The 26,567-nt window shown below is 70.7% G+C and carries 21 protein-coding genes; 10 read left to right on the forward strand and 11 right to left on the reverse strand.

All coding sequences use genetic code 11. The features are described from left to right. The first annotated feature begins 80 nt into the window (after positions 1-80). A complete protein-coding gene (locus ACIBZJ_RS23905) occupies positions 81-938 on the forward strand; it encodes an SDR family NAD(P)-dependent oxidoreductase (RefSeq protein ID WP_395933068.1) in 858 nt (285 codons plus the stop codon). Continuing rightward, positions 935-1,741 carry an N-acyl homoserine lactonase family protein gene (locus ACIBZJ_RS23910; protein WP_395933070.1) on the forward strand — a complete coding sequence of 269 codons (807 nt, stop codon included), beginning with the start codon at positions 935-937 and terminating at the stop codon, positions 1,739-1,741. The genes ACIBZJ_RS23905 and ACIBZJ_RS23910 overlap by 4 nt, the downstream gene beginning before the upstream one ends. Positions 1,742-2,455: 714 nt before the next feature. On the opposite strand, the gene ACIBZJ_RS23915 is transcribed toward ACIBZJ_RS23910, so the two are convergent. Further along, positions 2,456-3,793, reverse strand: a complete 1,338-nt coding sequence (locus ACIBZJ_RS23915; RefSeq protein WP_395933071.1) for an FAD-binding oxidoreductase — start codon at positions 3,791-3,793, stop codon at positions 2,456-2,458. 175 nt (positions 3,794-3,968) lie between these two features. On the opposite strand from ACIBZJ_RS23915, the gene ACIBZJ_RS23920 reads away from it, so the two are divergent. Continuing rightward, positions 3,969-4,535, forward strand: a complete 567-nt coding sequence (locus tag ACIBZJ_RS23920; RefSeq protein ID WP_395933250.1) for a TetR/AcrR family transcriptional regulator — start codon at positions 3,969-3,971, stop codon at positions 4,533-4,535. Positions 4,536-4,586: 51 nt separating this feature from the next. Here the strand turns inward: ACIBZJ_RS23920 and ACIBZJ_RS23925 are convergent, their stop codons facing one another. From ACIBZJ_RS23925 to ACIBZJ_RS23945, 5 genes are all read right to left on the reverse strand, one after another. After that, the gene (locus ACIBZJ_RS23925; protein ID WP_395933252.1) at positions 4,587-5,168 is read right to left on the reverse strand and encodes a WD40 repeat domain-containing protein; all 582 of its coding nucleotides are present in this window, start codon (positions 5,166-5,168) and stop codon (positions 4,587-4,589) included. 21 nt (positions 5,169-5,189) lie between these two features. Beyond that, positions 5,190-5,354: a hypothetical protein gene (locus ACIBZJ_RS23930; RefSeq protein ID WP_395933072.1), complete on the reverse strand. Its 165-nt coding sequence runs from the start codon at positions 5,352-5,354 to the stop codon at positions 5,190-5,192. Continuing rightward, positions 5,344-5,913: a sigma-70 family RNA polymerase sigma factor gene (locus tag ACIBZJ_RS23935; protein ID WP_395933073.1), complete on the reverse strand. Its 570-nt coding sequence runs from the start codon at positions 5,911-5,913 to the stop codon at positions 5,344-5,346. Before ACIBZJ_RS23935 ends, ACIBZJ_RS23930 begins: the two co-directional genes overlap by 11 nt. Positions 5,914-6,057: 144 nt before the next feature. Next, positions 6,058-6,291 (reverse strand): hypothetical protein, encoded by a 234-nt coding sequence (locus ACIBZJ_RS23940; protein WP_395933074.1) that lies wholly within the window; start codon positions 6,289-6,291, stop codon positions 6,058-6,060. A 131-nt stretch (positions 6,292-6,422) separates the two neighbouring features. Further along, positions 6,423-7,424 carry an LLM class flavin-dependent oxidoreductase gene (locus ACIBZJ_RS23945; RefSeq protein WP_395933075.1) on the reverse strand — a complete coding sequence of 334 codons (1,002 nt, stop codon included), beginning with the start codon at positions 7,422-7,424 and terminating at the stop codon, positions 6,423-6,425. Positions 7,425-7,477: 53 nt separating this feature from the next. Here ACIBZJ_RS23945 and ACIBZJ_RS23950 point away from each other — a divergent pair, with 53 nt between their 5' ends. After that, on the forward strand, positions 7,478-9,556 hold the full coding sequence (locus ACIBZJ_RS23950) for a S9 family peptidase (RefSeq protein WP_395933077.1): 2,079 nt from the start codon (positions 7,478-7,480) through the stop codon (positions 9,554-9,556). 62 nt (positions 9,557-9,618) lie between these two features. After that, positions 9,619-10,350, forward strand: a complete 732-nt coding sequence (locus ACIBZJ_RS23955) for an SGNH/GDSL hydrolase family protein (protein WP_395933079.1) — start codon at positions 9,619-9,621, stop codon at positions 10,348-10,350. A gap of 19 nt (positions 10,351-10,369) precedes the next feature. On the opposite strand, the gene ACIBZJ_RS23960 is transcribed toward ACIBZJ_RS23955, so the two are convergent. Further along, the gene (locus ACIBZJ_RS23960; RefSeq protein ID WP_395933081.1) at positions 10,370-11,899 is read right to left on the reverse strand and encodes an aldehyde dehydrogenase family protein; all 1,530 of its coding nucleotides are present in this window, start codon (positions 11,897-11,899) and stop codon (positions 10,370-10,372) included. Positions 11,900-12,112: 213 nt separating this feature from the next. Between ACIBZJ_RS23960 and ACIBZJ_RS23965 the strand changes: the two genes are divergently transcribed. Genes ACIBZJ_RS23965 through ACIBZJ_RS23980 form a run of 4 tightly spaced genes read left to right on the forward strand, consistent with a single transcriptional unit; the run spans position 12,113 to position 15,755 of the window. Then, positions 12,113-13,783: a 3-hydroxyacyl-CoA dehydrogenase family protein gene (locus ACIBZJ_RS23965; protein WP_395933083.1), complete on the forward strand. Its 1,671-nt coding sequence runs from the start codon at positions 12,113-12,115 to the stop codon at positions 13,781-13,783. A 49-nt stretch (positions 13,784-13,832) separates the two neighbouring features. After that, positions 13,833-14,129 (forward strand): hypothetical protein, encoded by a 297-nt coding sequence (locus ACIBZJ_RS23970; RefSeq protein WP_395933085.1) that lies wholly within the window; start codon positions 13,833-13,835, stop codon positions 14,127-14,129. Positions 14,130-14,171: 42 nt separating this feature from the next. Beyond that, positions 14,172-14,966 carry an alpha/beta hydrolase gene (locus ACIBZJ_RS23975; RefSeq protein ID WP_395933087.1) on the forward strand — a complete coding sequence of 265 codons (795 nt, stop codon included), beginning with the start codon at positions 14,172-14,174 and terminating at the stop codon, positions 14,964-14,966. 12 nt (positions 14,967-14,978) lie between these two features. Then, entirely contained in the window at positions 14,979-15,755 is a 777-nt protein-coding gene (locus tag ACIBZJ_RS23980) for an alpha/beta fold hydrolase (protein ID WP_395933089.1), read from the forward strand. Positions 15,756-15,831: 76 nt separating this feature from the next. Here the strand turns inward: ACIBZJ_RS23980 and ACIBZJ_RS23985 are convergent, their stop codons facing one another. From ACIBZJ_RS23985 to mce, 4 genes are all read right to left on the reverse strand, one after another. Next, positions 15,832-21,231, reverse strand: a complete 5,400-nt coding sequence (locus ACIBZJ_RS23985) for a hypothetical protein (protein ID WP_395933091.1) — start codon at positions 21,229-21,231, stop codon at positions 15,832-15,834. Between the two features lie 267 nt (positions 21,232-21,498). Then, complete coding sequence (locus ACIBZJ_RS23990) at positions 21,499-22,860, reverse strand: cell division protein DivIVA (protein WP_395933093.1); 1,362 nt, start codon at positions 22,858-22,860, stop codon at positions 21,499-21,501. A gap of 215 nt (positions 22,861-23,075) precedes the next feature. After that, positions 23,076-24,407 carry a crotonyl-CoA carboxylase/reductase gene (ccrA, locus tag ACIBZJ_RS23995; RefSeq protein WP_395933095.1) on the reverse strand — a complete coding sequence of 444 codons (1,332 nt, stop codon included), beginning with the start codon at positions 24,405-24,407 and terminating at the stop codon, positions 23,076-23,078. A 95-nt stretch (positions 24,408-24,502) separates the two neighbouring features. Continuing rightward, on the reverse strand, positions 24,503-24,931 hold the full coding sequence (gene mce, locus ACIBZJ_RS24000) for a methylmalonyl-CoA epimerase (RefSeq protein WP_395933097.1): 429 nt from the start codon (positions 24,929-24,931) through the stop codon (positions 24,503-24,505). Positions 24,932-25,072: 141 nt separating this feature from the next. Here mce and ACIBZJ_RS24005 point away from each other — a divergent pair, with 141 nt between their 5' ends. Then, positions 25,073-26,269 carry an acetyl-CoA C-acetyltransferase gene (locus ACIBZJ_RS24005; protein WP_395933100.1) on the forward strand — a complete coding sequence of 399 codons (1,197 nt, stop codon included), beginning with the start codon at positions 25,073-25,075 and terminating at the stop codon, positions 26,267-26,269. Positions 26,270-26,567: the final 298 nt, after the last annotated feature.

Genomic DNA, 26,567 nt, shown 5'->3' on the forward strand with positions numbered 1-26,567 from the left:
GCTGGGCCAGCTGAGGGGTGTGAGGGCCGGAGCCCGCGCCGCAGGCTGGATCCGTCAACGGAATGTTTGAGGAGATCCCGATGTCTTATCCCGCCACCGGCCCGGCCACGTGGTTCGTCACCGGCACGTCCCGCGGCCTCGGCCTGGAGCTGATTGCCCAGCTGCTGCGGCGCGGCGACAACGTCGTGGCCACCACTCGCTCGCTCGAGCGCCTCGAGACGGCCCTGGGTTCGGCGGACCGGTCCCGGCTGCTGCCACTCGAGGTGGACCTGGTCGACGAGGCCGCAGTCGCCGGGGCGGTCGAGGCGGCCAGGGAGCGGTTCGGCGCGATCGACGTGGTGGTCAACAACGCCGGCTACGGCTTCCTCGGCGCGGTCGAAGAGGTCACCGACGCCGAGGCCCGGCAGATGTTCGACGTTCAGATCTTCGGAGTCTGGAACGTGCTGCGCTCGGCACTGCCCGCGATGCGGGCCCGGCGAAGCGGCCACATCATCAACATTTCCTCGATCCTCGGGCTGACCGCGTTTCCGGGCTGGGGTCTCTACTGCGCCGGTAAGTACGCCCTGGAGGGACTGACCGAGTCGCTGGCCGCGGAGGTCGCCGGTTTCGCGGTGAACGTCACGCTGGTCGAGCCCGGGTACACCCGGACCGATTTCCTGCGTGGCTCCTCTCTGGGTCTGCCGTCCAGCACGGTGGACGGCTACGACGCCATCCGGGAGATGACCAAGACGCACCTGGCGATGCCCGGCACGCAGCTCGGAGACCCGGTCAAGGCGGCCACCGCCATCATCGGCGTCGCCGTGTCAGGCAAGGCGCCGATGCACCAGCTGCTCGGTTCGGACTCTTATGGCCTGGCCAAGGCCCGGATCGAGTCGCTCACCAACGACGTCGAAGCCGGCCGCGAGCTGGCCTTCACCACCGACGTCCCCCACGCATGACGCTTGAGCCGGACGCGGCCCCGCCGCGGCCTTCGACCGTCGACCGGATCTACGTTTTGGACGGCGGTCAGGCCCACGTCCGGGACATTTCCCCGTGGTCGCCCGGCGTCGGGGTCCGGGAGTCACGCGTCTTCAGCGACAACGCCTACCTGATCGTGCATGGCGGCGACCTACTCGTGTGGGACTCCGGCGTGGACGACGCGCTGATCGACAGTCCCGGGGGCGAGGTCGTCGCCCACGACGTTCGCGGCGTCAAGCGACGCTCGCTCGTCTCCCAGTTCGCCGAACTCGGCGTCGACCCCGCCAGGGTCACCGACGTGGCGTTTTCGCACGCGCACTTCGACCACGTCGGGAACAGCCGGCTCTTCTCGGGCGCCGTCTGGTACGTGCAGCGTCCGGAATACGAGGCGATGTTCGGCCCCGACCCCGGCGCCTACGGCTTCCTCCCGCGTCTCTACGAGACGATGCTGCACAACCAGACGGTGCTCTTGGACGGCGATCGCGACATCTTTGGCGACGGCTCAGTCACCGTCCTCTCGACGCCCGGCCATACCCCAGGGCATCAGTCGCTGCTGGTCCGGCTGCCCCGAACCGGGCCGGTGATTCTCAGCGGCGACGTCGCCCATTTCGCTGAGAACTTCGAGCAGCGGCGAGTGCCCACCTTCAACGCCGACCACGCCGCCAGCCTCCGCTCGATGGAACGCATCGACGCCCTTTGCCGCGACGAGGGCGCTCAACTGTGGATCAATCACGACCTCGCCCAGAGCGACGCGCTCCCGCACGCCCCCGCGCCGATCGAGTGAGGCCCCTGTCGAGCGCAGCCGACCGGGCCGCGGCCAACGCCGACGAGCCGGCGCTGCTCGCCCCGGCAGCACCGCGCGACAACACCGCCGTCGCGCCAGGAGGGAGCGCGCCCCCCAGCTGAGACGGACGGCGCCCAACACCGCTGATCGACCGGGGACCACCCCTCCGAACATCCGCAATTCCGACGCGGAGAGCGTTGATCGACGACAAATCGTTCCTACGGTCGCCGGTGGTAGGAACGATTTGTCGTCGTGCACGAACGTCCAGTCGAGAGTGGCCGGTCAGACCACTAGCGGGACCGCTCCGGAGGTGACGTCTCGGACGCCCTTGGCCGCGGGTGCGCTCCGGACGCGCTCGAAGGTGGGGCTCAGGTGCTCCGCGCCGCCCGACACCGTGCGGGGCCCGTCGGGTGGGCGCCGTCACGGTGCGAAGCTTCGCCGGAGTTCGCGCTGTCATCCGGCCGCGCGCACGGGGGCCGTTCCCACAGGCGTCCGAAGGCGTCCGCGACCTGTTCCCGGATGCCGACGGCGCCCGCGCCGAGGTCCCGTGGCCGGTGCACCCCGGCCTGGCCACCCTCTGCCGCCGGTCCCTGATGCCCGGTCCCTGACGCCCGGTCCCTGACGCCCGGCCAGGCGGAGGCCCCAGTCGACCTCGCCCGCCGCAGGCTCACTCGGCAGGAGACGCACTGACAGGCACCTTCATCAAGCCAGTCGCTATTTCAGGTGGCGAGAAGGCGAGATCAGTCCCTCGGGATCAAGGGTTCGACGGACGGTATCGAGACGAGCTGCGACGACGGGCGGATAGGCCTCGGGAACCTGGACCCGCCCGTCGCAGAACGACGCCACGCTCTGGCCGGCGTCCACGGGTTTGGTGGTGGCGAGCACTCGGGTGAGCGCCGCTTCGACAGGTCCGGTGGTCGTATCGTCCTTGGCCGGACCAAGTGCGTGCAGTGTCAAGTCTCCGGGGCAGGACGTCAACGCTCCTGAAATGTCCGACGGGGGAGCGGTCACGTGGCGCAGTTCCACTTTGACGAGAGGCGAGTCAGGAGAGATCTCAGCCTCGGCGAGAATCGTGAGCGCATGCTCGCCGGCCTCGGCGCGGAGCCATCGTCCGGTCCCCAAGGCAGGAACCGGTACGGGCGGATCGAGGTGGATGGTCGTCAGTCGCTTGTCGTCGCAGGCGCCGAGCGTATCGAGCGAGGGATCCGGTAGCGATGCCAGCGCATGGCGCAGCGTCTGCATGGCGGCCTCCCCGCCGATCGTGGCGGCGGACAGGTGCACGACCGGCTTTCCCCGCAGATGCTCCGGGACGAACGGAGCGTCCGGGGCTTTCAGAATTCCGAGTGCGCTGGTCAGCGAGGGGTCGAGGTCGGGGAGCGCCCGACCCCAGGCCGGGATGATCGCCTCGGCGTGATCTGCACTCCAGAGCATCAGGCCGGCATGAAGATCGTTCGCGGGGAACAGGCGGAGCTCGAGTTGGGTCGCGATGCCGACGCCGCCCCCTCCGCGCCAACCCCACAACACTTCGTCGTGGTGCGTGTCGTCGGCGTGGAGCCGGCGACCGGTGGCGTCGATCACGTCGACGGACAGCAGTGAGGCGCTGGCCAGCCCGTGGGGACGCGTCATCCAGCCGACGCCCCCGAGTGCCGTGTATCCGGCCACACCGACGTCACCCGCGGTACCGCCTGGCGCGAGCAGGCCGTGTCGAAACGCGGCGGCGTTGATCTTCGCGAATGTGGCGCCCGGCCCGGCACGGACCACCCGGGCCTGAGCGTCGACCTCGACGTTGTCGAGCGCGGAGAGATCGAGCAGCACCTGGTCCGACGTGATGTCGACGGCCGCACCGTGGCCGGTGGCCTGCACCGCGACCTTCACGCCTGCGTCTGCCGCGGCCCGCACGCAGACGGTGACGTCGTCCGGGTGATGAGCCCGCACCACGGCTAGCGGGCGCTGTACCGAACGCGCATTACGAGGAGTCGTTGCGCGCTCGTAGGGCTCCGAACCGGAAGCGAAGACCCGGCCTGGTAACAGCGCGGCCCCGAAATCAGTCACGGTCCTGCACCCCTCTTCCGGACGGCATTATATGAACGCTCCGTACAGTAACTCGCCCCGTCGTGATCGTCCATCGAGCGCCGGCTTGTAGGCTGCGTATGTGGGTGGGCAACCTCCCGAGGTCACCCCTCGGCCAGGCCGGGGCCGACGGCCGTCCCAGCAAGTCCGCGCGCGGATTCTGGCCGCCGCCGACGAACTCCTGCGACGCGAGGGCATGGCGGGCTTCACGATGGAGGGCGTGGCCGCGCTCTCCGGTGCCAGCAAAGTGACGATCTACAAGTGGTGGGCCACGAAAGGTGTCCTGGCGCTGGAGGCTTACGCCGCGAGTGTCGACCCCGTTCTGGGCATGCCTGATACCGGCGACATCGAAGCCGACATCGTGGTGCACTTGAAAACCTTCGTCGGGCTGCTGCGGAATACGACCGCAGGAAAGGTCACGGCCGAGTTGCTCGGCGCGGCCCAGACCGATCCGGAGATGGCCGCTGCCTTCCGCCGCATTTACCTCGAGCCACGACGGTCGATCGGCATCCGTGCTCTTCGCGATGCCCAGGAAAGACGGCAGATCCGCATCGACGTCGATCTCGAAGTCGTATCCGACCAATTGTGGGGAGCCTGCATGTACAGACTCCTCACCGGGTCGGGGCCGTTGGACGACGACTTCGTCGGAATGCTGGTCGGGAACGTCATGGTCGGCATCAGACCCGGGAACGGTCGCGCGCCGAGTCCGTCCCCAGCCCGTTGATCAGCAGTCGGTGGCAAGGGGCTGCCTTCCCGTCGCGTCACCTCAACGGGGCTACCCGAGCTCCCACAGTCGGGCGACCCCATCGTCGCCGCCGGTGGCCAGGAGGGTCCCGTCGGGGCTGAATGTCACCGTTCGGGCCGCTTGGACCAGGTCGTCGTGGCCTCTCAGCGGAGCGCAGACCTGTTCACCGGTCGCCGGATCCCACAGCAACACCGTCCCGTCCTCGCCGGCGGAGGCGAGCAGTGAGCCGTCAGGGCGAAACGCCACCGCGTTGACGCTGCTCCGATGGCCGGTGGGCGAGGACCGGATCCGCTCGCCGGTCGTGGGATCCCACCATTGCACGGTGGAGCCGACAGTGCCGAAAGCCAGCAGAGTGCCGGCCGGATTGAACGCGACCGAATTGACGCTTCCGTCGTTGCCGTCGAGCGGAGAGCAGAGCAAGCCGTGCCTGGCCAATTCCCAGAGCCTGACGGTGCCGTCGAAGCCGCCGCTGGCGAGCACGGTGCCGTCCCGATTGAATGCCACCGTCAGGATCCAGTGCCCATGGCCGCGGAGCGGGGTTCCGACTTTGGTCCGAGTTTCGGGGAGACGGCCGGCCCGTCGGCTGTTGCGGTCCGGGGATTCTGACGGCAGGCCCGCGGCGGGGCCTGCCGCTCATGATTGTTGTCTGGCGTCTTCTCGGCGTTCTGCGTTGCCCAGGGCGATATAGAAGTCCCGCAGCTTTTGGTCGGTGTCCAGTTGTCGCGTCAGAGCATCGTCGGCGGCTGCGGCCGCCCGGGCCAGTACGCCGTCCAGGGCGTTGTCGCCTTCAGGGCCCATCGTGGACCTCCTCTCGTGTGGCCTGTCCGTGGCCGCGTATCAGCTTGCTCCGGAGTGCACGTCGGGCGAACCGGAGGTGAGACCTGACGGTTGAGGATGGCTTCTCGAGAAGCTGCGAGATCTCCTTCGGGGTGTAGCCGTCCATGCTCAGCGCTACGACGAAGCGTTGCGCCGGCGGCAGGCTCGCCAGGGCGGCTCGTACCTCTTGAACTTCGGCGCGGTACTCGAAGTGTGTCGTCGCCACGGGTTCGGCAGCGGTTCGCTCGGTTGGCTTCTCGCGTGCGGCTCGTGCGCGTTCGCGGAGGAAGTACCGCATCGCGACCTTGCGGACGTAGGGGTCCGGCGTACTGATCCTCGGCCAGTGGCGGAATGCTGCCTCCATCGCCGACTGGATGGCGTCGTGCGCCTCCACGCCGGTCGCGCCGGAGAAGATCAGCCATCGGACGAGGCGGACGTAGTTGCTGCGGAAGTACTCGTCGAAGTGGGTGTTCTGCTGGTCGGCGGCATGCTCGGGGGAGGTAGACATCGAAGGCTTCGCCTTCCTGTGAGGGGTGGACATGCGTCGTGCGTGGCGCTTGCCTCGGGCTGCCATCCGCACGTCCGGACCCCCTCGGACGTTTGATCGCTGCAATGGTCTTCCCGCGCGTAGCACCAGGACGGTGTGCACCCCTCCAGCGCACTATCCTGTAAAACCTTCATGACCCTAAGTGTCGATAGCGCTCGGTTCCGTGCAAGCCTCGGCGCGATTTCGGCAAGCACACGCGAACGCGATCGCGGTCCCGACGGATGCTGCCGCCGTGATCATGGTGATGACCAGCGACTCTGTCGCGAGATACGTCGCCGACAGGCCGGCTAGTACGGCGTTGCCCACCACGATGGCATCGTCCACTGTCGGGCGCTTCGCGTCCGTGTCGTCTTGGCGCACCGGTCCCGACATGTGCTCTCCCTCGTAGGTCGACCTGACCGGGAGAAGTGCCGTCGATCGCGCGCTCCGTGCAGTCCGTCGTCCGCGGTACGGCGCGGGAATCCGGGCGCGCGGAGGCGCCGAACCATGAATCGGCGCCGCGATCAAACCTCGACCAGGAGCTCCGCCAGCAGTTCGTACGAGCGCAGCCGGGCGGCGTAGTCCGGGGCCGGGGTGGCGATGATGAGTTCGTCGGCCTCGGTGGCGTCGACCAAGGCTTGAAGGCCCCGCGCCACGACATCGGGGGCGCCGACCGTGAGGCGGTCGGCCATCGCCTCGCGCGCGGCCGGGAACGACGGGGAGGCGGCGAACTCCTTGACCTCTTCCGGCGACGTCGGGGACGGTCGGCCGGAGCGCAGCTTGGCCATGTTCAGCGTCCAGAACGCGGCGAACTCGTCGGCGTCGGCCGGGTCCGTGGTCGCGAACGCGATCGTCGAGACGCTGCTGCGGGGCTCCGCCAGGAACTCCGACGGACGGAAGTCGCGCCGGTACGCCCGCAGCACGGGGCCGGCGATCTCCGGGTTGATCTGGTGCGCGAAGCTCGCCGCCAGCCCGTTCACGGCCGCGAACCGGGCGCCGTAGTCGCTGGAACCCAGCACCCACAAGTCGGGCAAGGATGGCACGACCGGTGTCGCCTGGACCCGCGCGAACGGGTGGTCGGCCGGGAACCCGTCGGTCAGGAACGCCAGCAGCTCACCCATGAGCTGCGGAAAGTCGTTCCCCATCACCTTCTCCTCGGAGCCCCGCAGCGCCAACGCGGTGAGCCCGTCGGTGCCCGGCGCGCGCCCCAGACCCAGGTCGATCCGGCCCGGGAACATCGCCTCCAGCGTCCGGAACATCTCCGCCACCTTGAGCGGGGCGTGGTTCGGCAGCATGATGCCGCCCGCTCCGACCCGGAGCGTCGAGGTCGCCGCCCCGATCCGGGCGATCAGGAGCTCGGGGGCGGTGCAGGCGAGCGTGGGCGAGTTGTGGTGCTCGGAGAACCAGATCCGCCGGTACCCCAGACGCTCCACGGTCTGCGCCAGCGAGACACTCGCCTCGATCGCGTCGTGTGCGGTACCGCCGTACGGAATCCCGACAAAATCCAGCACAGAGACAGCGTCCATGTCGATTTCAACCGCCCGCACCCGGCCGCATTCCCCACGCTAAGTTTCCCGGTATGAGTGCTGCTCCGGTCGCCAAGAAGGTTCCGTTCGTCCGTAGCTTCCACGGCGACGACGTCTCGGACGAGTACGCCTGGCTGGCCGACAAGGACGACCCAGACACGCTGCCGTACCTCAACGCCGAGAACGCGTATACCGCGGAGGCCACCGCGCACCTGGAAGGCCTCCGCGAGACGCTGTTCGACGAGATCAAGCGCCGCACGCAGGAGACCGACCTCTCGGTGCCCAGCCGCAAGGGCGACTGGTGGTACTTCTCCCGTACCGAAGAGGGCAAGCAGTACGGCATCCACTGCCGCCTGGCCGCCGACCCCGGCCAGATCGCCCCGCCCGACACGAAGGACGGCGCGTCCCTCCCCGGCGAGGTGATCCTGCTCGACGAGAACGCGGTCGCCGGCGACAAGGCGTTCCTGTCGCTCGGCACGTTCGACGTCAGCCCCGACGACCGCCTGCTCGCGTACTCCACCGACTTCGCCGGTGACGAGCGCTTCACGCTCCGGGTCAAGGATCTGAGCACCGGCGAAGACCTCGCCGACGAGGTGCCGAACACGTCCTACGGCACCGCCTGGTCCTCCGACGGCACCGAGCTCTTCTACCTCACGGTCGACGACGCCTGGCGTCCCGACAAGGTGTGGCGGCACACCGTCGGCACGCCCGCCGACCAGGACACGGTGATCTTCTCCGAGTCCGACGAGCGGTTCTGGGTCGGCGTCGGGTCGTCCCGCAGCGAGGCGTACGTCGTCGTCCAGACGAGTAGCAAGACCACCAGCGAGGTGCACGTTCTCTCGGCCGGGGCACCCCGGGACGAGCTGCGGCTGATCGCCGCGCGCCGTGACGGCGTCGAGTACTCGGTGGATCACCAGGCCGCCGCGGGCGCCCGGCCCGAGCGCTTCCTGATCCTGCACAACGACAACGCCGAGAACTTCGAGCTGGCGACCGCCCCGATCGACGACCCGGCCGACTGGACGCCGCTGATCCCGCACGACCCCGCGGTGCGCCTCTCCGACGTGGACGCGTTCGCCGGCCACGTCGTCGTCCACCTGCGCAAGGACGGACTGACCGGACTGCGGGTCCTCGGCGACGGCGAGTCGCCCCGCGACCTGTCGTTCCCGGAGGCGGTCTACACGGTCGAGCCGGCCGGGAACCCCGACTACCGCACGACCCAGTTCCGGCTGCACTACACGAGCCTGGTGACGCCGGACTCGGTGTTCGACTGCGACCTGGAGACCGGCGAGCTGACGCTGCGGAAGCAGCAGCCGGTGCTCGGCGGGTACGACCCGGAGCAGTACCAGCAGTTCCGCGAGTGGGCGACGGCGCCCGACGGCACGAAGGTGCCGCTCTCGATCGTGGCCAGGAAGGACACGCCGCGCGACGGCACGGCGCCGTGCCTGCTCTACGGCTACGGCGCGTACGAGATCAGCATGGATCCGTGGTTCTCGGTGGCCAGGCTCTCGCTGCTCGACCGCGGCTTCGTGTTCGTGGTCGCGCACGTCCGCGGTGGCGGTGAACTGGGGCGACACTGGTACGACGACGGCAAGCTGATGCACAAGATGAACACGTTCACCGACTTCGTCGCGGCCGCGCACGCGGTCGTCGAGAGCGGGTGGACGTCGGTGCCACGGTTGGTCGCGCGCGGCGGCAGCGCCGGTGGGCTGCTGATGGGCGCGATCGCGAACCTGGCTCCGGAGTCGTTCCGGGCGATCGTCGCCGACGTGCCGTTCGTGGACGCACTCACGTCGATCCTCGATCCGTCGCTGCCGCTCACGGTCACCGAGTGGGAGGAGTGGGGCGACCCGCTGCACGACCCGGAGGCGTACGCGTACATCCGCGCCTACGCGCCGTACGACAACGTCGAGGAGCGTCCCTACCCGGCGATCCTGGCGCTCGCGGGCCTGAACGACACCCGGGTGCTCTACCACGAGCCGGCGAAGTGGGTGGCTCGCCTGCGAGCGGTGGGAGCCGAGAACGTGCTGCTGCGGACCGAGATGGGCGCCGGGCACTCCGGGCCGAGCGGGCGGTACGACGCGTGGCGCGAGGCGGCGTTCGCCACCGCCTGGATCATCGACGTCGTGGGCTAGTTCATCTTCGTCTGGCACACTTCCGCTCGCTGAACGGACGGTGAACGCCAGGAGGAGCCCCGATGACACAACCGGTCGGTCGTGTGCACGCCGCGATCTCGCGCCGGATCCCGCATCTCCCGGATGCGGCCGGCCCGGTTTCCGGGCTGACCGGCGGGGACGGGCCGCCGCTGTCGGTGCTGTTCGTCGGGGACTCCTCGGTGGCCGGCGTTGGTGCCGGCCACCACGGCGAAGCGCTGGCCGGCCAGTTCTCGGCCGCGCTCGCCGAGCGCACCGGGCGACCGGTGGCCTGGGAGGTCCTGGCCCGGAGCGGCGACACGGTCCGCGGGATCACGGCGTTGGTGGGCGCGGCCGGGTCGGTCGACGCCGACCTGGTGGTGCTGTCCGCGGGCACGAACGATGCGTTGCGCTTCCGGCGCCCGTCTGCCTGGCGGGCCGACGTTTCGGTTCTGGTGGACGCTCTGCGAGCGCGGATCGGCCGGCCGGTGCCGGTGCTGCTGGTGAGCATTCCGCCGGTGCACCGGTTCGGGTCGCTGCCGCGCGTGTTCCGCTGGTCGATCGGCGGGTACGCGCGGCTGCTCGACCGGCAGCTGGCCCGGCTCTGCGCGTCGGAGCCGGGGTTGTGCCACTTGCTGACCGGGCCGCTACCGGTGGACACGGCCCAGTTCTTCGCGATCGACCGCTTCCACCCGTCGCCGCTGGGTTACCGCACCTGGGCGCGCCTCCTGGCCGCCGCCGCCGTGGTGCACGGCCCGGTGCGGACCACGCTGACGGCCGAGCGCGCCGCCCTGTGACAGCAGCGTGCCGTGCGCGTCAGCGCGAGCGCGCTCCTCGTCCGTAGAGGGAGCGCATCGTGCGCGTCAGGAGCGCGTTGGTCTTGTCGGTGCGGGTGAAGCTGTAGATCGCCATCGGGAGGCCGAAGCGCTGGCGGGCGATCGCCTTCGGGCGGGCGAACTCGCGCAGGCCGTCCTCGCCGTGGATGCGGCCGAAACCGGAGTCGCCGACGCCGCCGAACGGCAGCGACGCGACGCCCGCGAACGAGACGACCGAGTTGACCGCGGTCATCCCGGACCGGATCCGACGGGCGAGCTCGACCCCGCGACGCTTCGAGAACACCGCGGCGCCGAGGCCGTAGGGCGTGCCGTTGGCGCGCTCGACGGCCTCGTCCATGTCTTTGACCTTGCTCACGGTGAGCGTGGGCCCGAACGTCTCCTCCTGGACGGCCGCGGCGTCTTCCGGGACGTCGGTGAGCACTACCGGGCTGACGAACGGCCCGCTCACCGATTCGGCGCCGCCGACGACGGCCTTACCGCCGCGGGCGAGCGCGTCGTCGACGTGCCGTCGGATCACGTCGAGCTGCGACGGCATCGTGGCCGGGCCGTAGTGGGCGTCGGCGGCCTCGCCGGGCGTGACGCTCTGGGCGACGGCGGTGAGCTTGGCCAGGAACGGCTCGTACACGGCCTCGTGGACGTACACCCGCTCGATGCCGATGCAGGTCTGCCCGCCGTTCGACATGCCGCCCCAGACGGCGGCGTCGGCCGCGGCGTCCAGATCGGCGTCGGCGTCGACCAGCAGCGGATCCTTGCCGCCGCACTCGATCAGCACCGGCGTCAGGGTGGCCGCGGCGGCGGCCATGATCTTCTTGCCGGTCGCCGTCGACCCGGTGAACGCGATCTTGTCGACACCGGCCGTCGTCAGCGCCGCACCGGTCTCGCCGCCGCCGTGGACGCTGGTCAGCACCGGGTGCTCGGGGACGATCTCGGCGAACGTGTCGACCAGCCACTGACCGACCAGCGGGGTGTACTCGCTCGGCTTGAACACCACCGCGTTGCCCGCGGCCAGCGCGTACGCGATCGAGCCCATCGGCGTGAACGCCGGGTAGTTCCACGGCCCGATCACGCCGATGACACCCAGCGGCGCGTACTCGAGCGTGGCCGCGATGTTCGACGCGAGCATCCCGGACGCCACCCGCCGCGGCCCCAGCACTTTCGACGCCTTCTTCGCGGCCCAGTCGATGTGGTGGACGACCAGAAGGAGCTCGAGCATCGCGTCGTCGGTCGGTTTGCCGTTCTCGCGGTGCATCAGGTCGGTGATCTCGTCCAGGCGCTGGGTGATCGTCGCCCGCCACCGCAGCAGCCGGGCCCGGCGTCCGGCGTAGCCGAGGCCGGCCCACCAGACCGCGGCCGCCCGGGCCGCTTCGACCGCCGTGCCGACGCCGGCGGCGTCGCTGACCGGGACGCGGCCGACCTCCTCGCCGGTGACCGGGCTCGACGAGACGAGGAACCCGTCGACGAACGCCGGAGTGCCGGGACGTTCGGTAGAGGTCTGGTCGGTCACGGTCATCGGGACCTCCTGCGGAGGGAGTGGTTGGCCGCGAGTCTAGGACGCTTGCGTCGCGCCGGTGGGCCGAACTTGACTCGCGAGTAACCCAGGTGACTCGGTTCAGATGGGGGCAAGCCCCCGTAAGCGGTGTGATGCGGGCCATGGTTCGGCCCAGGTTACTGATCGGTATGTCAGGCTCCTCGGCATCCACGGCCAGCTAGGAGAGGGGCGACCGTGTCCAGGGACTTCACGCGCATCGGAATCATCGGTCTGGGAACGCTGGGAGCGGAACTCGCGGAGGTTCTCTCCCGCGCCGGCTTCGACGTAGTGGGGGTGGACACGGACGCGGCCGCCCGGGCACGGGTTTCCGTTCCGGTGTCGGCCTCGGTGGACGCGGTCGCGGACGCCGGCCTCGTGATCGAGGCCGTGCCCGAGCGGCTCGAGCTCAAGCAGCGAGTGCTCGGGGAGTTGTCGGCGACACTCCGGCCGGACGCGGTGCTGGCGACGACGGCGTCGGCGCTGTCGGTGACGGAACTGGCGGTGGCGGTCGAGCACCCGCGCCGGGTCCTGGGGCTGCACGTCGTCGGGGACACGTTCGTCGAGGTCGTGCGGACGGTGTTCACCGACCCCGACGTCGTCGACGACGTGCTCGACCTCCTCGCCGGTCGGCTGGGGCGGCAACCGCTGGTCGTCGGGGACCGGCCGGGGCTGATCACGTCGTCGCTGCTGTTCGGGTATCTGAACCAGGCGGTGTCGTTCGTGGAGTCCGGTTACGCGACCCGCGACGACGTCGACGCGGCGATGCGGTACGGCTGCGGACTGCCGTCCGGGCCGCTGGCCGTCGTCGACCGGATCGGGCTCGACACGACGTTCGACGTGCTGACCGCGTTGCACGCGCACAGCGGCGACCGGCGGCACGCGCCGTCGCCGCTGCTCAAGCAGATGATCGCCGGTGGTCTGCTCGGAGTGAAGGCCGGGCGCGGCTTCTATACCTATGTGGACGGCTCGGTGGCGCCGGATCCGTCCGCGGGCGCGGTGGACGCCGACCTCGTGCGGACCGTGCGGAAGGTCGGCGTGGTCGGGTCGGGGACGATGGCGACCGGCATCATCGAGGTGTTCGCCAAGGCCGGGTACCCGGTCACGTTCGTGACCCGGAGCGCCGCGAAGAGCGACGCGGTGCTGGCCGCGCTGACGAAATCGCTCGAGCGGGCGGTCGTCAAGGGCAAGCTCGCGTCCAGCGAAGAGGTCCTGGCGCGGGTGACCGGCAGCGCGACCTACGACGACCTGGCCGACGTCGACCTGGTCGTCGAAGCGATCGTCGAGGACCTCACGGTGAAGCGCGAACTGTTCGCGACGCTGGACGCGGTCTGCAAACCGGGCGCGGTGCTGGCGACGACGACGTCGAGCCTGCCGGTGATCGAGTGCGCGACCGCGACGAAGCGTCCGCAGGACGTCGTCGGACTGCATTTCTTCAACCCGGCGCCGGTGATGAAACTGGTCGAGATCGTCTCGACGGTGTCGACCGCTCCGGACGTGCTGGCGACCGCGCACGCGGTGACCCGTGTGCTGAAGAAGCATCCGGTCGATTGCCGGGACCGGTCCGGGTTCATCGTGAACGCGCTGCTGTTCCCGTACCTGAACGACGCGGTCGCGATGCTGGACGCGCACTACGCGGACGCGGACGAGATCGACACCGCGATGACGCTCGGGTTCGGGTATCCGATGGGGCCGTTCGCGTTGCTGGACGTCGTGGGGCTGGACGTGTCGCTGGCGATCCAGAAGGAGTTGCACGCGGAGTTCCACGAGCCCGGGTTCTCCCCGTCGCCGCTGCTGTCGCACCTGGTCGCGGCGGGGTATCTGGGACGCAAGACGAAGCGTGGGTTCCGGGACTACGCGCGGAAGTGACTTACCCGGGTGGCGGGAACGATTCAGCGATGCGGCACGCTGTGTAAGCGTGGGACGGCACAACCATCAGCGGCGCCGGGGGCGGGAGACCGACCCCGGTCCTCGCGAGCCCTACGTACCCGTCGTCGACACGGTCGAGGACGGGTGGGTCGTGCGTCAGCTGGCCGGTTCGTCGGCCGGGAAGACGTACCGGTGCCCGGGTTGCCAGCAAGAGGTCCGTCCTGGTACCGCGCACGTGGTCGTCTGGCCGGAGTCGGGAGCCTGGGCCGGCCAGGCCGGCCCCGACGACCGGAGGCACTGGCACTCGCCGTGCTGGGCGCGGGCGGCCCGCTCAGGACGACGCTGACAGGCGTCCGGCGCTCGGGGTGGCTGGTGGGAGGATCGACGGGTGGCCCGTATCAGCGCTAACTCTGTTCTGCCGGCCGAGCGCCGGGACATCACGTTGCAGACGGCGGACGGGCTGACGCTCGTCGGGGAGCTGGCCCTCCCGGTGGGCCGGCCGCCGGCGGCGACGCTGGTCTGCCTGCACCCGCTGCCGACCCACGGCGGCATGATGGACAGCCATCTCTTCCGCAAGGCCGCTCAGCGCCTCCCCGCGCTGGCCGGCGTCGCCGTGCTCCGGTTCAACACGCGGGGGACGACGTCGGAGCGGGGGACGAGCGAGGGAACGTTCTCCTCGGCCGTCGACGAGCGTTTCGACGTCGCGGCCGCCATCGAGTACGCGGAGTTCGAGGAGCTCCCGAACCCGTGGATCGTCGGCTGGTCGTTCGGCACCGACCTCGCGCTGATGTACGGGTGCGATCCGGGCATCGTCGGCGCGATCCTGCTCTCGCCCCCGCTGCGCTTCAGCCGCCCGGAGCACCTCCGCGTCTGGGCGGAGTCCGGGAAGCCGGTGACGGCCCTCGTACCCGAGTTCGACGACTTCCTGCGCCCGGACGAGGCCCGGGTCAAGTTCGAACCGCTCACCCAGGCAGAAATCGTCCCCGTGGCCGGTGCGAAGCACCTCTGGGTGGGCTATGCGGAGCGGGTACTCGACGAAATCGTCGCGCGAACCGTGTCAACCGACGTGGTGCCGCTCCCACGCGAATGGGACGGACCCATGGAAACTGGAGATGCCAGCCAGTACGCAGACCGGACCGTGGCTGCGTTCGCGGACGTGCCGCGACCGGAGCCGCAGGACTAACCAGGGGGAACCGTGACGGTCGAGCTGACCTACCAGGAGAGCGGGCACGGCACGCCGTTGGTGCTGCTCCACGCGTTCCCGCTCTCTTCGGCGATGTGGGCCACCCAGCACTGGCTGCTGGCCGACACGTGCCGGCTGATCACGCCCGACCAGCGCGGCTGGGGCGATTCCCCGCTCGGCGACGAAGAGCCCTCGATGGACGTCCTGGCGGACGACCTGGCGCTGCTGCTCGACGATTTGAAGCTCGAGAAGGTCGTGCTCGGGGGCTGCTCGATGGGTGGGTACGTCACGATGGCATTCCTGCGGCGGTATCCGGAGCGGGTGCTCGGGCTGGTGCTCGCGAACACGAAGGCGTCGGCCGACAACGAGAAGGCGGCGGCGAACCGGATCGGGATCGCACACGCGCTGGAGCACACCCGGTCGGCGGAGCCGCTGATCGAGAACATGTTCGGCAACCTGCTGGGCAAGACGACGCAGACGACGAAGCCCGCGGTCGCGGAGGCGGCGCGGGCGGCGATCCTGGCCGCGCCGGTGGGTGCGGCCGCGTGGGCGCAGTACGCGATGGCGTCGCGGGCCGACTCGTTCGAGGTGCTGCGGGGAGCGAACGTTCCGGCGCTGATCATCTCGGGCGAGGAGGACGCGCTGATCACCGACGCCGACGTGTCGGCGTTGGCTTCCGCGTTGCCGGACGCGCAGGTGGTCGAGATCCCGCATGCCGGCCACCTGACCGCGATCGAGGACCCGACCGCGTTCGACGGCGCGGTCCGTACGCTGCTGGCCCGCGTCTGAGCGGGCAGGCGTCTGAGCGGGCAGGCGTCTGAGCGGGCAGGCGTCTGAGCGGGCAGGCGTCTGAGCGGGCAGGCGTCTAAGCGGGTTTGCCGTCCCGACGGTCGTCCCGTCGGTCGTCGCGGCGGTCGGCGCGCCAGGTGAGGTCGAGGGTCGGTCCGACGCCGACCGTTGCACGCTCGTCGTCGAGCAGGCCCAGCGAGCGGGTCGTCCGCTGCCGCCCCGAGCGGTCTGCGTCGTCGGCCGCCCGGCCGTTTCCTGCCACTGCTTCCGATCCGGACGAGGGAGCAGCCGGCGTTTGCGGAGCCACCCCGCTCTCGGACCCGCCTCCGTGGGGGGAGGTGGCTTGAGAGGTGGCGGGTTGCGTTCCGGCGGGTTGCTGGCCGGTGGGTCGCGCTGCGGTGGGTTGCGCTCCGGCGGGGTGCGTTCCTCCGGGGTGCGTTCCTCCGGGGCGCGCGCCGGTGGGTTGCTCGCCGGTGGTTCGCGTTGCGGTGGGTTGCGCTCCGGTCGGTTGCGTTCCTCCGGGTCGCGTTGCGGTGGGTTGCGTTCCGCCGGGTCGCGCGGCGGTGGGTTGCGTTCCGCCGGGTCGCGCGGCGGTGGGTTGCGGGGCAGCGCGCTGGGCGGGAGCGGGGTGCGAGGGGGCGTTGTACTCAGAAGCGGGGTGCATGGAGGCACTGTGCGCAGGGGTGGGGTGCGCGGGGGCGTTGTACCCGGAAGCGGGGTGCATGGAGGCACTGTGCGCAGGGGTGGGGTGCGCGGAGGTGGGGTGCGCTGGGGTGGGGTGCGCCGGGGTCGGGTGCGCGGGGGCGGAGTGCGCGCCGGGGGTACGGGGTTGGTCGGCAGCGCGCGGGCCGGCTGATTGGGCGGCGGGCCGGGGGTCGGCCGATCGGTGGTCGGTGGGTCGCGGGCTGGTGGGGTGCGGGCTGGCGGCCAGCCGGGCGCCCAGGCTTTGGCGCGGGGGAGCGGGTTCGTCGCTCCCGCCCGGCCCAGCCGACATCCGGACCCCGGCCCTGCTCGACGCGGCCTCGTTCACCGCGCCGCTGGCCGGTGCGGCCCCGTTCGACGCGGCCCCGTTCGGTGCGGCCCTGTTCGACCCGGTCCCGTTCGGTGCGGCCCCGCCCGGCCCGGCTCCGTAGGACGCGATGCCGCTTGATGCGGCTCCGTTTGAGGCGGCTCTGTCCGACGCACCGCCGTTTGCCGCGCCGCCGTCCGGCGCGGTGCTGCCGCTGTCGGAGGTGGCCCCGTTCAATGCGGCGCTGTTAGGTGCGGCTCTGTTCGAGGCGGCTCTGTCCGAGGCGGCTCTGTCCGAGGCGGCTCTGTCCGACGCGCCGCCGTTTGACGCGCCGCCGTCCGGCGCGGTGCCGCCGCTGTTGGAGGCTGCCCCGTTCAGCGTGGCGCTGTTCGACGCGGTCCCGCCCGGCCCGGCTCCGTAGGACGCGATGCCGCTTGGCGCGATGCCGCTTGGCGCGATGCCGCTTGGCGCGATGCCGCTTGGCGCGATGCCGCTTGGCGCGGTCCCGCCTGATGCGGCTCCGTTCGATGCGGCTCCGTTTGAGGCGGCTCTGTCCGACGCACCGCCGTTTGCCGCACCGCGGTCCGGCGCGGTGCCGCCGCTGTTGGAGACGCCCCCGTTCGCCGTGGCGCTGTCTGACGCGGTCCCGCCTGATGCGGTCCCGCCTGATGCGGCGCTGTTAGGTGCGGCGCTGTTCGAGGCGGCCCTGTCCGACGCGCCGCTGTCCGACGCGCCGCTGTCCGACGCGCCGCTGTCCGACGCGCCGCTGTCCGAGGCGGCCCTGTTCGGCGCGCCGCTGTTCGGCGCGCCGCGGCCTGACCCGGTGCCGCCGATGTTGGATGCGGCGCCGTTTGACGCGGCGGTGTTTGACGCGCTGCTGTTCGACGCAGCGTCGTTCGCCGCGGCGCCGTCTGATGCGGCACCGTTCGGCGTGGGGGGGTCCGTCCGGAGCGTCCGGCTAGACGCAGGCCCGGACATCGACCCCTCAGGCCCATGCGCCTCAGGCCCGTGCGCCTCAGGCCGGTGCGCCTCGGACCCGTGCGCCTCAGACCCACGTGCCCCAGACCCACGTGCCTCGGACCCGCGTGCCTCAGGCCTCTGGGCCTCGGCCTTCTGGGCCTCGGGCTTCGCGGCCTCGGGCTTCGCGGCCTCGGGCTTCTGGGGCTCGGACGGTGTGTCGTCGTCGGCAGAGGTGTCCCTCGGCGCTTCCGGCTTCGACGCCTCGGAAGCCGCCGACGGCTCACCCTGCTCCCGCACGTCATCCCCCCGCGGCGCCTCAACCGAAGCCGAAGCCGGGGGCAGGGCCGGGGGCGGCGGTGCCATCGCGGAAAGACCGGCCAGCAGCCCCCCGCCGAGCCCGGACAGCGCGTCCTGCAGCCGGTTGAGCTCACCGTTGATCTGCTCGCGCCGCTCGATCAGCGCCGCGACCTCGGTGCGCAGCCGCTCCGCCTCCTTGCGCGCGCCGGCGACGGTCTTCTCCGCCTCCTCGCGCGCCTTTCGGGTGGTGGAGTGCGACTCCAGCCCCGCCTTCTCCTTCGTGTTGCGCGCCCGCAGCTCGGCGTCCCGCTGCATCGTCGCGCCCTTGGTGCGGGCGTCATCGAGGATCTTCTTGGCCCGCGAGTTCGCGTCCGCCGCGATGCGCTCCGCTTCGGCGACCGCGTTCGTGATCATCCGCTCGGCCCGGGCCGCCGCTTCCTCGGTCGCCGACCGCGACATCTCCTCGGCCTCGGCGTGCACCCGCGACGCGTACTCGTCGGCCTCGGCCGTCGCCGTCGTCGCCACCTGCGTCGCCTCCGACAGCAGCGTCGACGCCTTCTTCTCGGCCTTGCTCACCATCTCGGTCGACGACGCCTCGGCCGCCGCCGTCACCTCGACCGCCCGCTTCTCCGCGGCCGCCTGCCGGGCCGACGCCTCGGCCGTCACCCGGCGCGCGTGGTTGTCGGCGTCCCGGCGGGTCGTCGCCGCGTAGGTGTCGGCCGAACGCCGCACGGTGGTGCTGTGCTCGTCGGCCTCCTGGCGCGTGGTGTTCGAGTAGTCCTCGGACTCCCGCGCCACCCGCTCGGCGTGGTCGTCCGCGACCTTCATGGTCTCGTTCGCGATCGCCTCGGCCGCGGCGATCGTCTCGCCGGCCTTCTTCTCGGCCGCCTCGGTGAGCTCGTTCGCCCGCAGGCGCGCCACCATCTTGGCGCCGGCGACCGTCGTCGAGGCCTCCTGCTCGGCGGCGTTGAGCTTCTCCTGCGCCTCGCGGAGTGCGGACGCCGCCTCTTCCCGGTCGTCCTCGGCGTTCTTGATCAGTTCCTTGGCCTGGCCGCGCAGGTCGTTGGCCTTCTCTTGCGCCGTCCGGACCAGCTCGGCCGCCGTCGCCTCGGACTGCGCGATCGTCTCGGCGGCGGCCTCGTCGGCGTCGGCCACGGCCTGGGCCGCGGCGTCCTCGGCCTCGCGGGCGCGGCGGAACACGTCCGCGGTCGCCTCGGCGGCGTCGGCGGCCGCCTGGGCGGCCTGCTCGTGCGCCTCGGTGACGACCTCGTCGGCGCGCTGCTCGGCCTCGGCCGCCAAGGCCCTGGCCCGCTCCTCGGCGCCGGAGACCAGTGCGGCCGCCTTCTCTTCGGCGGCGCTGCGGACCGCGGCGGCGCGCCGCTCGGCGTCCGCCACCATCTCCTTGGAGCGCCGCTCGGCGCCGGTGACCAGGTCGCGGCCCCGGTCTTCGGCCACCGAGATGATCGTGCGGGCCCGCTCCTGCGCCTTGGCGACGGTGGACTCGGCGGTCGCGTCGGCGACGCGGGTGACCTGCGCGGCCTGCTGCTCGGCCGAGTCGATCATCGCCTGGACCTGCTCGTCGGCCTGCGCGGTGTGCGCGGACGCCGTGCGCTCGGCGTCGCCGACGATGCGGGCGGCCTCCTCGCTCGCCTGCGTCGTCAGCGCGAGCCGGCGGGCCTCGGCCTCCTGGGTGAGCTCGTCCGCACGCTGCTGGGCTTCCTCGGTGAGCCGGGTGGCTTCGGCGGCCGCCTCCGCGGTGACCCGGGCCGCCGCGGCGTTGGCCTCACCGGTCGTCCGCAGCGCGGCCTCGTCGGCCTCGCGGCGGGTGCCCCTCGAGTAGTCGTCGGCCTCGCGCGCGACCCGCTCGGCGTGGTCGTCGGCCTTGCGGTTCGCGGCCGCGACGTGCTCGTCCGCCTGCCGGCGGGTGGTCTCCGCGTACTCGTCGGCCGACGTCGAGGTGGACGCCTGGTACGAGTCGGCCTCGGCCCGCGTGTTGGTCGCGTAGGTCTCGGCTTCGCGGCGCGTGCTCTGCGAGTACTCGTCCGCGCCCAGCCGGACCGTGCTCTCGTGGTCGTCGGCGAGCCGGGCGACCCGCTCGGCGTGGTCGTCGGCCTCCTTGCGGGTGGCCTTGCCGTACTCGTCGGCGTTGAGCCGGGCGGTCTTCGCGTAGTCGTCGGCCTCGCGGGCGACGCTCTCGGCGTGGTTGTCGGCGTCTTTGACCACCTTCGCGGCCTGGACGGCGGCGTCGGCCTTGCGCTGCTCGGCCTCGGCGACCCGGTTCTCGGCCTGCTCGATCAGCGCGGCGGCGCGCTCGCGGGCTTCGGCCTCGATCGTGCCGGCGAGCTCCCGCGCCTCGGCGGCGAGTTGCTCGGCCTGCTCCTCGGCGTCGCTGATGGCGGCGGACAGCCGCGCGTCGGCCGCCGCGTGGATCTGGCTCGCGTAGGCATCGGCCTCGGACCGGCCCTGCGCCGAATAGGCGTCAGCTTTCGACCGGATCGTCTCGGAATAGTCGTCGGCGTCGGCCCGCACCTGTTCGGCGTAGGTCTCCGCGTCGGCCGGGATCTGGGTGGCCCGCTCCTCGGCCTCCTGCAGGATCGCGTCCGCCTGGCGGCGGGCCTCGGCGGTGTTCTCGTCGATGAGCTCCTGCGCGCGGGCGATTTCTTCCCGCAGCCCGATCAGGTGCTCGACGAGTTCGCGCTCGGCCTCTTCGCGCTGCCGGGTCATCTCCTCTTCGGCGTCGCGAAGTAAGCCCCTGGCGTCCTGGGCCGCGTCGTCGAGGACGCGGTGCGCGGCGGCCTCGGCCTCGGCGGCGGCGCGCTGGACGGTGTTGCGTGCCCCGAGCAGCTCGTTCTGGGCCGTCGACCGGAGCTCGGTCGCCTCCGCCTCGGCGAGATCGAGGATCTGTTGTACGCGGGCGCTGACTTCGGCGTGCGGGTTGCGGACGGCGTACTCGAGCTGCTGGCGGAGGTGGTAGATCTCGCCCCGGTGACGGTCGATCTCCGCGTGCAGACGCTCGACCTGAGCGCCGTACGCGTCGGAGCGCGCGTAAGCGGCATCGCGGTCAGCCGCGATGGCGCCCAGCTCGCTTTCCAACCGGCCGAACGCGTCCTCGACCTGACGTCGGTCGTATCCGCGCAGCACCACCTCGAACGACGGCGAAGGTTCGCCGCCGCTCACGGGGAGAAGGCCGTGCCCGTCCTCCTGCGACATGCAGTCATACTCGCATCGCTCCGAGCCAGACCCCCGTAACGGCGGTCAGGCATCCGTCAACGCCGGTGATGGGAATCGCCTCGTCGGCGATCCACCGCCACATCGTTCCACGCCCGAGCCGTTCCCGCCGCCTCTGTCGGAAGCTGTCGGAAAGCGTTTGGTGACCCGGTGTTTCCACCGGGTCACCACACCTTCGACGGGGTGCAGCCACCCGCACGAGCACCCGGCCACATCGTCGGGGCCCGGTACCGATACAACTCGAAACGATCAGCCGCGGCCGTTCGCGCTCGGTGCCTCCACCGGCTCGACCTTGGCGGCTTCGGCCGCCTTGGCCACGGTGGCGGCCGCCGCGCCGCCGCCCACCAGGCCGGCCAGCATCTCGCGCAGTTGCCCGAGCTGCGTGGTGATGGCGTCCCGCTGGGAGGTGAGCTCGGAAACCTGGCGCTTGGCCTGCGTGGTGTTGTGCTCGGCGTTGGCCTTGGCGTCCGACATCAGGCGCTCGGACTCGGCACGGGCCTCGTTGACCGTCTTGTCGGCGAGCGCACGCGCCTTCTCGACGATGTCCTTGGCCTGCGCCTCGGCGGCCTTCCGCCGGGACTCGGTGTGGGCCTCGACCTCGCGGGCGCGGGTCTCGGCGACCCGGGCGCGCTGCTCGGCCTCGCCCACCAGCTTCTGCGTCTCGGCGACCGCGGCGGCGTGCCGCTGCGACTCTTCCTGCTCGGCCCGCTCGCGGCCCTCGGCCAGCTGGAGCTCGAGCGTCTGCAGGTCGTTGTCGCGCTTCTCGCGCGCCTCGGCCAGGATGCGGCTCGCCTCGCCGCGCTTCTGCTCGGCCTCGCGGGTGGCCTCGCCGCGCAGCTGCTCGGTCTCTTGCCGCACGGTGGTGCGGAGGCCCTCGGTCTCGGCCTTCACCTTGTTGCGGAGCTGCTCGGTCTCTTGCTTGGCCGCGGCCCGGAGCTGGGTCGCCTCGCGCTCGGCCGTGGCCTGCAGCTGAGCAACCTCGCGGTGCACGCGTGCCTTGAGCTCGGCGACCTCGTGGTCGGCCGTGGTGCGCATCTGCCGGGTCTCGCGGTCGGCGGTGGCGCGGTTGCCCTCGACCTCGCGGGTGACCTCGTTGCGGATCTCGGTCGCGTCCCGCTCGGCGGCCTCGCGCACGCCGGCGGCGTCGCGCTCAGCGGCGACCTTGACCGACTGCGCCTCGGCGCGGGCCTTCTCGGTCAGCTCGCGAGCCTGGAGGCGGGCGGCGGAGAGCGTCTCCTCGGCCTTCTTCTCGGCCTCGGTGCGGTGCTCGTTGGCCTGTTCTTCGGCCAGCCGCAGTAACTGCTCGACCCGGGTCCCGAGGCCGCTCAGCGTCGGCTTCGAGTTCTCCTGGAGCTGCTTCTGCTGGCTACGCATCTGCTGCTGCAACGCGGTGAGCTGCTGCTCGACGGCGCGGACCCGGTGCTGGGCCTCGGCGAGCTTCTGCTCGGCCTCACCCTTGGAGCTCTGGTGCTGGGTCAGCTCCGTGTTGAGTCGTTGCAGGTGCTCGTTCACCTGATGCCGGTCGTACCCGCGCAGCGCGATGGTGAAGCCCGGATCGGTGTTCGAAGAGTCGAAGAACGAGAGGTTGTTCTCGGTGGGGGTCGGCTGCATGCCGCCCACTATCGCAGACCCCAGGGGTCGCATCTAGCGAACCTTCTCTCACATTCGACACCAAAATCCCAAGCGACACACCGTACGTCGGTTCGGCTGATGCCCTACTCGGCAGAACGCCCCAGTCCGCGGTTAGCGGGAAACGACGCAGTGCGTCGATGTGTCCGAAGGGCCGGGGCGGACGGCCCCCACGGCGTCCGCCCCGGCCCCGGTGGTCAGCGCGAGCGGAACCGGTTGATCGCGTCGATGTGGCGGTCCCGCTTCTCCGTGTCCCGCACCCCGAGGCCCTCCGCAGGTGCGAGGCAGAGCACGCCGACCTTGCCCTGGTGGAGGTTCCGGTGGACGTCGAACGCCGCCTGCCCGGTCTGCTCGAGCGGGTACACCTTCGAGAGCGTCGGATGAATCTTCCCGGAGGCAATCAGATCGTTCGCCAGATAGGCCTCGCGGTAGTTGGCGAAATGCGACCCGATAATCCGTTTCAGGTTCATCCAGAGATAACGGTTGTCGAACTGGTGCAGAAACCCGGAGGTGGATGCGCAGGTGACGATCGTTCCACCTTTTCGTGCAACGAATACGGACGCGCCGAATGTCTCGCGCCCCGGGTGCTCGAACACGATGTCGGGGTCCTTACCTCCGGTGAGTTCGCGGATCTTCGCACCGAACCGGCGCCACTCCCGCGGGTCCTGCTCGTGCTCGTCCTTCCAGAACCGGTAATCCTCCGCGTTCCGGTCGATCACCAGATCCGCGCCCATCGACCGGACGATCTCCGCCTTGTCGGGACTGGACACCACGCAGACCGGCGTCGCGCCCGAGGCCAGCACCATCTGCGTCGCGTAGGACCCGAGGCCACCGGAGGCGCCCCAGATGAGAACGGTGTCGCCGAGCTTCATCGCCGCACCGTTCTTGCTGACCAGCTGCCGGTAGGCGGTCGAGTTCACCAGCCCCGGCGACGCGGCTTCCTCCCACGTCAGGTGCGACGGCTTGGGCATCAGCTGGTTGGACTTCACCAGTGCCACCTCGGCCAGGCCGCCGAAGTTCGTCTCGAAGCCCCAGATCCGCTGCTCCGGGTCGAGCATCGTGTCGTCGTGTCCTTCGTAGCTCTCCAGCTCGACCGAGAGACAGTGCGCGACGACCTCGTCACCGGGTTTCCACAGGTTGACGCCGGGCCCGGTGCGCAACACGACGCCGGCCAGGTCGGAGCCGACCACGTGGTAGGGCAGGTCGTGCCGTTTGGTCAGCGGGGAGAGACGCCCGTAGCGCTCCAGGAATCCGAACGTCGAGAGCGGCTCGAAGATCGACGTCCACACCGTGTTGTAGTTGACCGCGGACGCCATCACCGCGACCAGCGCCTCGCCCGGGCCCAGCTCCGGCATCGCGACGTCCTGGACGTGCAGGGACTCGCGCGGGTCTTTCTCGCGGGTCGTCCGGCCCGCGAACATGTCCACGTCTTCTTTCCGGACGACGACCCCGCGGTAGGACTCGGGGACCTCTAATCCGGCTACGGCGTCAAGCTCGTCAGACAGGATCGCTTCGAGGATCTGCTTCACGGGTCGGCGCCTCCAAAATCACGGGGGTCGGAGGCGCAGATGTTACTTACCAGTAGCGATTCAGATGGCCGCGCTGTGACCTATTCCTCTGCTGGTCAGTGACCGGGGCCCGGCTCCACCAGCTCGACCAGAACGCCGCCGGCGTCTTTCGGGTGGACGAAATTGATCCGCGATCCGGCGGTGCCGCGACGGGGTGCGTCGTAAAGCAGGCGAAGACCCTTGGCCCGCAGTTCAGCGCTGGTCTCCTCGACGTCGTCGACCGTGTAGGCCAGTTGCTGAAGGCCCGGTCCGGAGCGGTCGAGGAACTTGCCGATCGCGGAATCCGGACGCAGTGGCGCGAGCAACTGCAGACGGGCGGTGCCGGGATCGCCGTCGGCCGGGACCAGCATCGCCTCGCGGACGCCCTGCTCCTCGTTGATTTCCTCGTGCTCGGCGACGAGGCCGAACGTCTTCTCGTAGAACGCGAGCGCTTCGTCCAGGTCGGGAACGGCGATACCGACGTGATCGATCCGGCGAATGGCCATCGGTGGCCTCCTCTCAGCGTGACCGCGAACGTACGCATGCGACCTGCGAAAAGCTGTGGCCTCTCTCACGACTCAGTTCAAGCTACCCATCGGTATGGTGACGTGACATCCCCGTAATAACCACCTTTCGGAGGCGTCCCCATGACTTCGGTAATCGTCGCTGGCGCGCGGACCCCGATGGGGCGGCTTCAGGGCTCGCTGAAGGACTTCTCCGCCGCCGACCTCGGCGGCGTCGCGATCAAGGCCGCGCTCGAGCGCGCCGGTGTCGCGGCCGACCAGGTGCAGTACGTGCTGATGGGTCAGGTCCTGCAGGCCGGTGCCGGGCAGAACCCGGCCCGTCCGGCTGCGGTCAAGGCCGGTATCCCGATGTCGGTCCCGGCGATGACCGTCAACAAGGTGTGTCTCTCCGGCCTCGACACGATCGCGCTGGCCGACCAGCTGATCCGGGCCGGCGAGTTCGACATCGTCGTGGCCGGTGGCATGGAGTCGATGACCAACGCGCCGCACCTGCTGCCGAAGTCCCGCGCGGGGTACAAGTACGGCTCGATCGAGGTACTCGACTCGATGGCGTTCGACGGCCTGACCGACTCGTTCGACCACATCGCGATGGGCGCCTCGACCGAGGCGTTCGTCGGCCGGAGCGGCCTGTCCCGCGAGGACCAGGACGCGTTCAGCGCCCGCAGCCACCAGCGCGCGGCCACCGCGGCCAAGAACGGGCTGTTCGACGGCGAGATCGCGCCGGTGTCGATCCCGCAGCGCAAGGGCGACCCGATCGTGTTCTCGGCCGACGAGGGCATCCGGCCCGACACCACGGTCGAGGGCCTGGCGAAGCTGCGCCCGGCGTTCGACAAGGCCGGGACGATCACCGCCGGCTCGTCGTCGCAGATCTCCGACGGGGCCGCGGCCGTGGTCGTGATGAGCAAGGCCAAGGCCGAGGAACTCGGGCTGTCGTGGATCGCCGAGATCGGGGCGCACGGCAACGTCGCAGGCCCGGACAACTCGCTGCTGCCGCAGCCGGCGAACGCGATCAAGCACGCGCTCGGCAAGGAGGGCCTGGACGTCGCCGACCTCGACCTGATCGAGATCAACGAGGCGTTCGCCGCGGTCGGCGTCCACTCGGCGCGGGCGCTCGGGCTGTCGGCCGAGGAGATCGAGAACAAGGTCAACGTCAACGGCGGAGCGATCGCGCTGGGTCACCCGATCGGGATGTCCGGTGCCCGGATCGTGCTCCACCTGGCCCTCGAACTGGCCCGCCGAGGCGGCGGCATCGGCGCAGCCGCCCTGTGTGGCGGCGGAGGTCAAGGCGACGCCCTCCTCGTTAAGGTGGCGGCCCGCTGAGGACGAGCCTGACAGGCGAGCGGGCCTCCTTGAGACACCAAGGCCAAGGTCTCGGCGTCGGCCCGCTCGACTGTCAGACTCGCCCTCAGCGGGCTCCGGCGCCGTAGCAGGTACAAGGGCCAAGGCTTCTGCCTGGCGGCTCTTCCGGAGGTAGGGGAGCGCGTTTCCTTGAGAGGCTGGGGTCGAGGTCTCGGCGTCGGGCCGCTCGACTGTCAGACTCGCCCTCAGCGGGCTCCGGCGCCGTAGCAGGTACAAGGGCCAAGGCTTCTGCCTGGCGGCTCTTCCGGAGGTAGGGGAG

This window comes from Cryptosporangium sp. NPDC051539, from assembly GCF_044454545.1.
GTDB lineage: Bacteria > Actinomycetota > Actinomycetes > Mycobacteriales > Cryptosporangiaceae > Cryptosporangium.

Coding starts and splice junctions, on each gene's coding strand:
- ACIBZJ_RS23955 (WP_395933079.1), top strand. CDS start 9,619: ATGACACAACCGGTCGGTCGTGTGCACGCCGCGATCTCGCGCCGGATC.
- ACIBZJ_RS23990 (WP_395933093.1), bottom strand. CDS start 22,860: ATGCAGCCGACCCCCACCGAGAACAACCTCTCGTTCTTCGACTCTTCG.
- ACIBZJ_RS23945 (WP_395933075.1), bottom strand. CDS start 7,424: ATGGACGCTGTCTCTGTGCTGGATTTTGTCGGGATTCCGTACGGCGGT.
- ACIBZJ_RS23950 (WP_395933077.1), top strand. CDS start 7,478: ATGAGTGCTGCTCCGGTCGCCAAGAAGGTTCCGTTCGTCCGTAGCTTC.
- ACIBZJ_RS23905 (WP_395933068.1), top strand. CDS start 81: ATGTCTTATCCCGCCACCGGCCCGGCCACGTGGTTCGTCACCGGCACG.
- ACIBZJ_RS23935 (WP_395933073.1), bottom strand. CDS start 5,913: ATGTCCACCCCTCACAGGAAGGCGAAGCCTTCGATGTCTACCTCCCCC.
- ACIBZJ_RS23930 (WP_395933072.1), bottom strand. CDS start 5,354: ATGGGCCCTGAAGGCGACAACGCCCTGGACGGCGTACTGGCCCGGGCG.
- ACIBZJ_RS23985 (WP_395933091.1), bottom strand. CDS start 21,231: ATGTCGCAGGAGGACGGGCACGGCCTTCTCCCCGTGAGCGGCGGCGAA.
- mce (WP_395933097.1), bottom strand. CDS start 24,931: ATGGCCATTCGCCGGATCGATCACGTCGGTATCGCCGTTCCCGACCTG.
- ACIBZJ_RS23910 (WP_395933070.1), top strand. CDS start 935: ATGACGCTTGAGCCGGACGCGGCCCCGCCGCGGCCTTCGACCGTCGAC.
- ACIBZJ_RS23940 (WP_395933074.1), bottom strand. CDS start 6,291: ATGTCGGGACCGGTGCGCCAAGACGACACGGACGCGAAGCGCCCGACA.
- ACIBZJ_RS23960 (WP_395933081.1), bottom strand. CDS start 11,899: ATGACCGTGACCGACCAGACCTCTACCGAACGTCCCGGCACTCCGGCG.
- ACIBZJ_RS24005 (WP_395933100.1), top strand. CDS start 25,073: ATGACTTCGGTAATCGTCGCTGGCGCGCGGACCCCGATGGGGCGGCTT.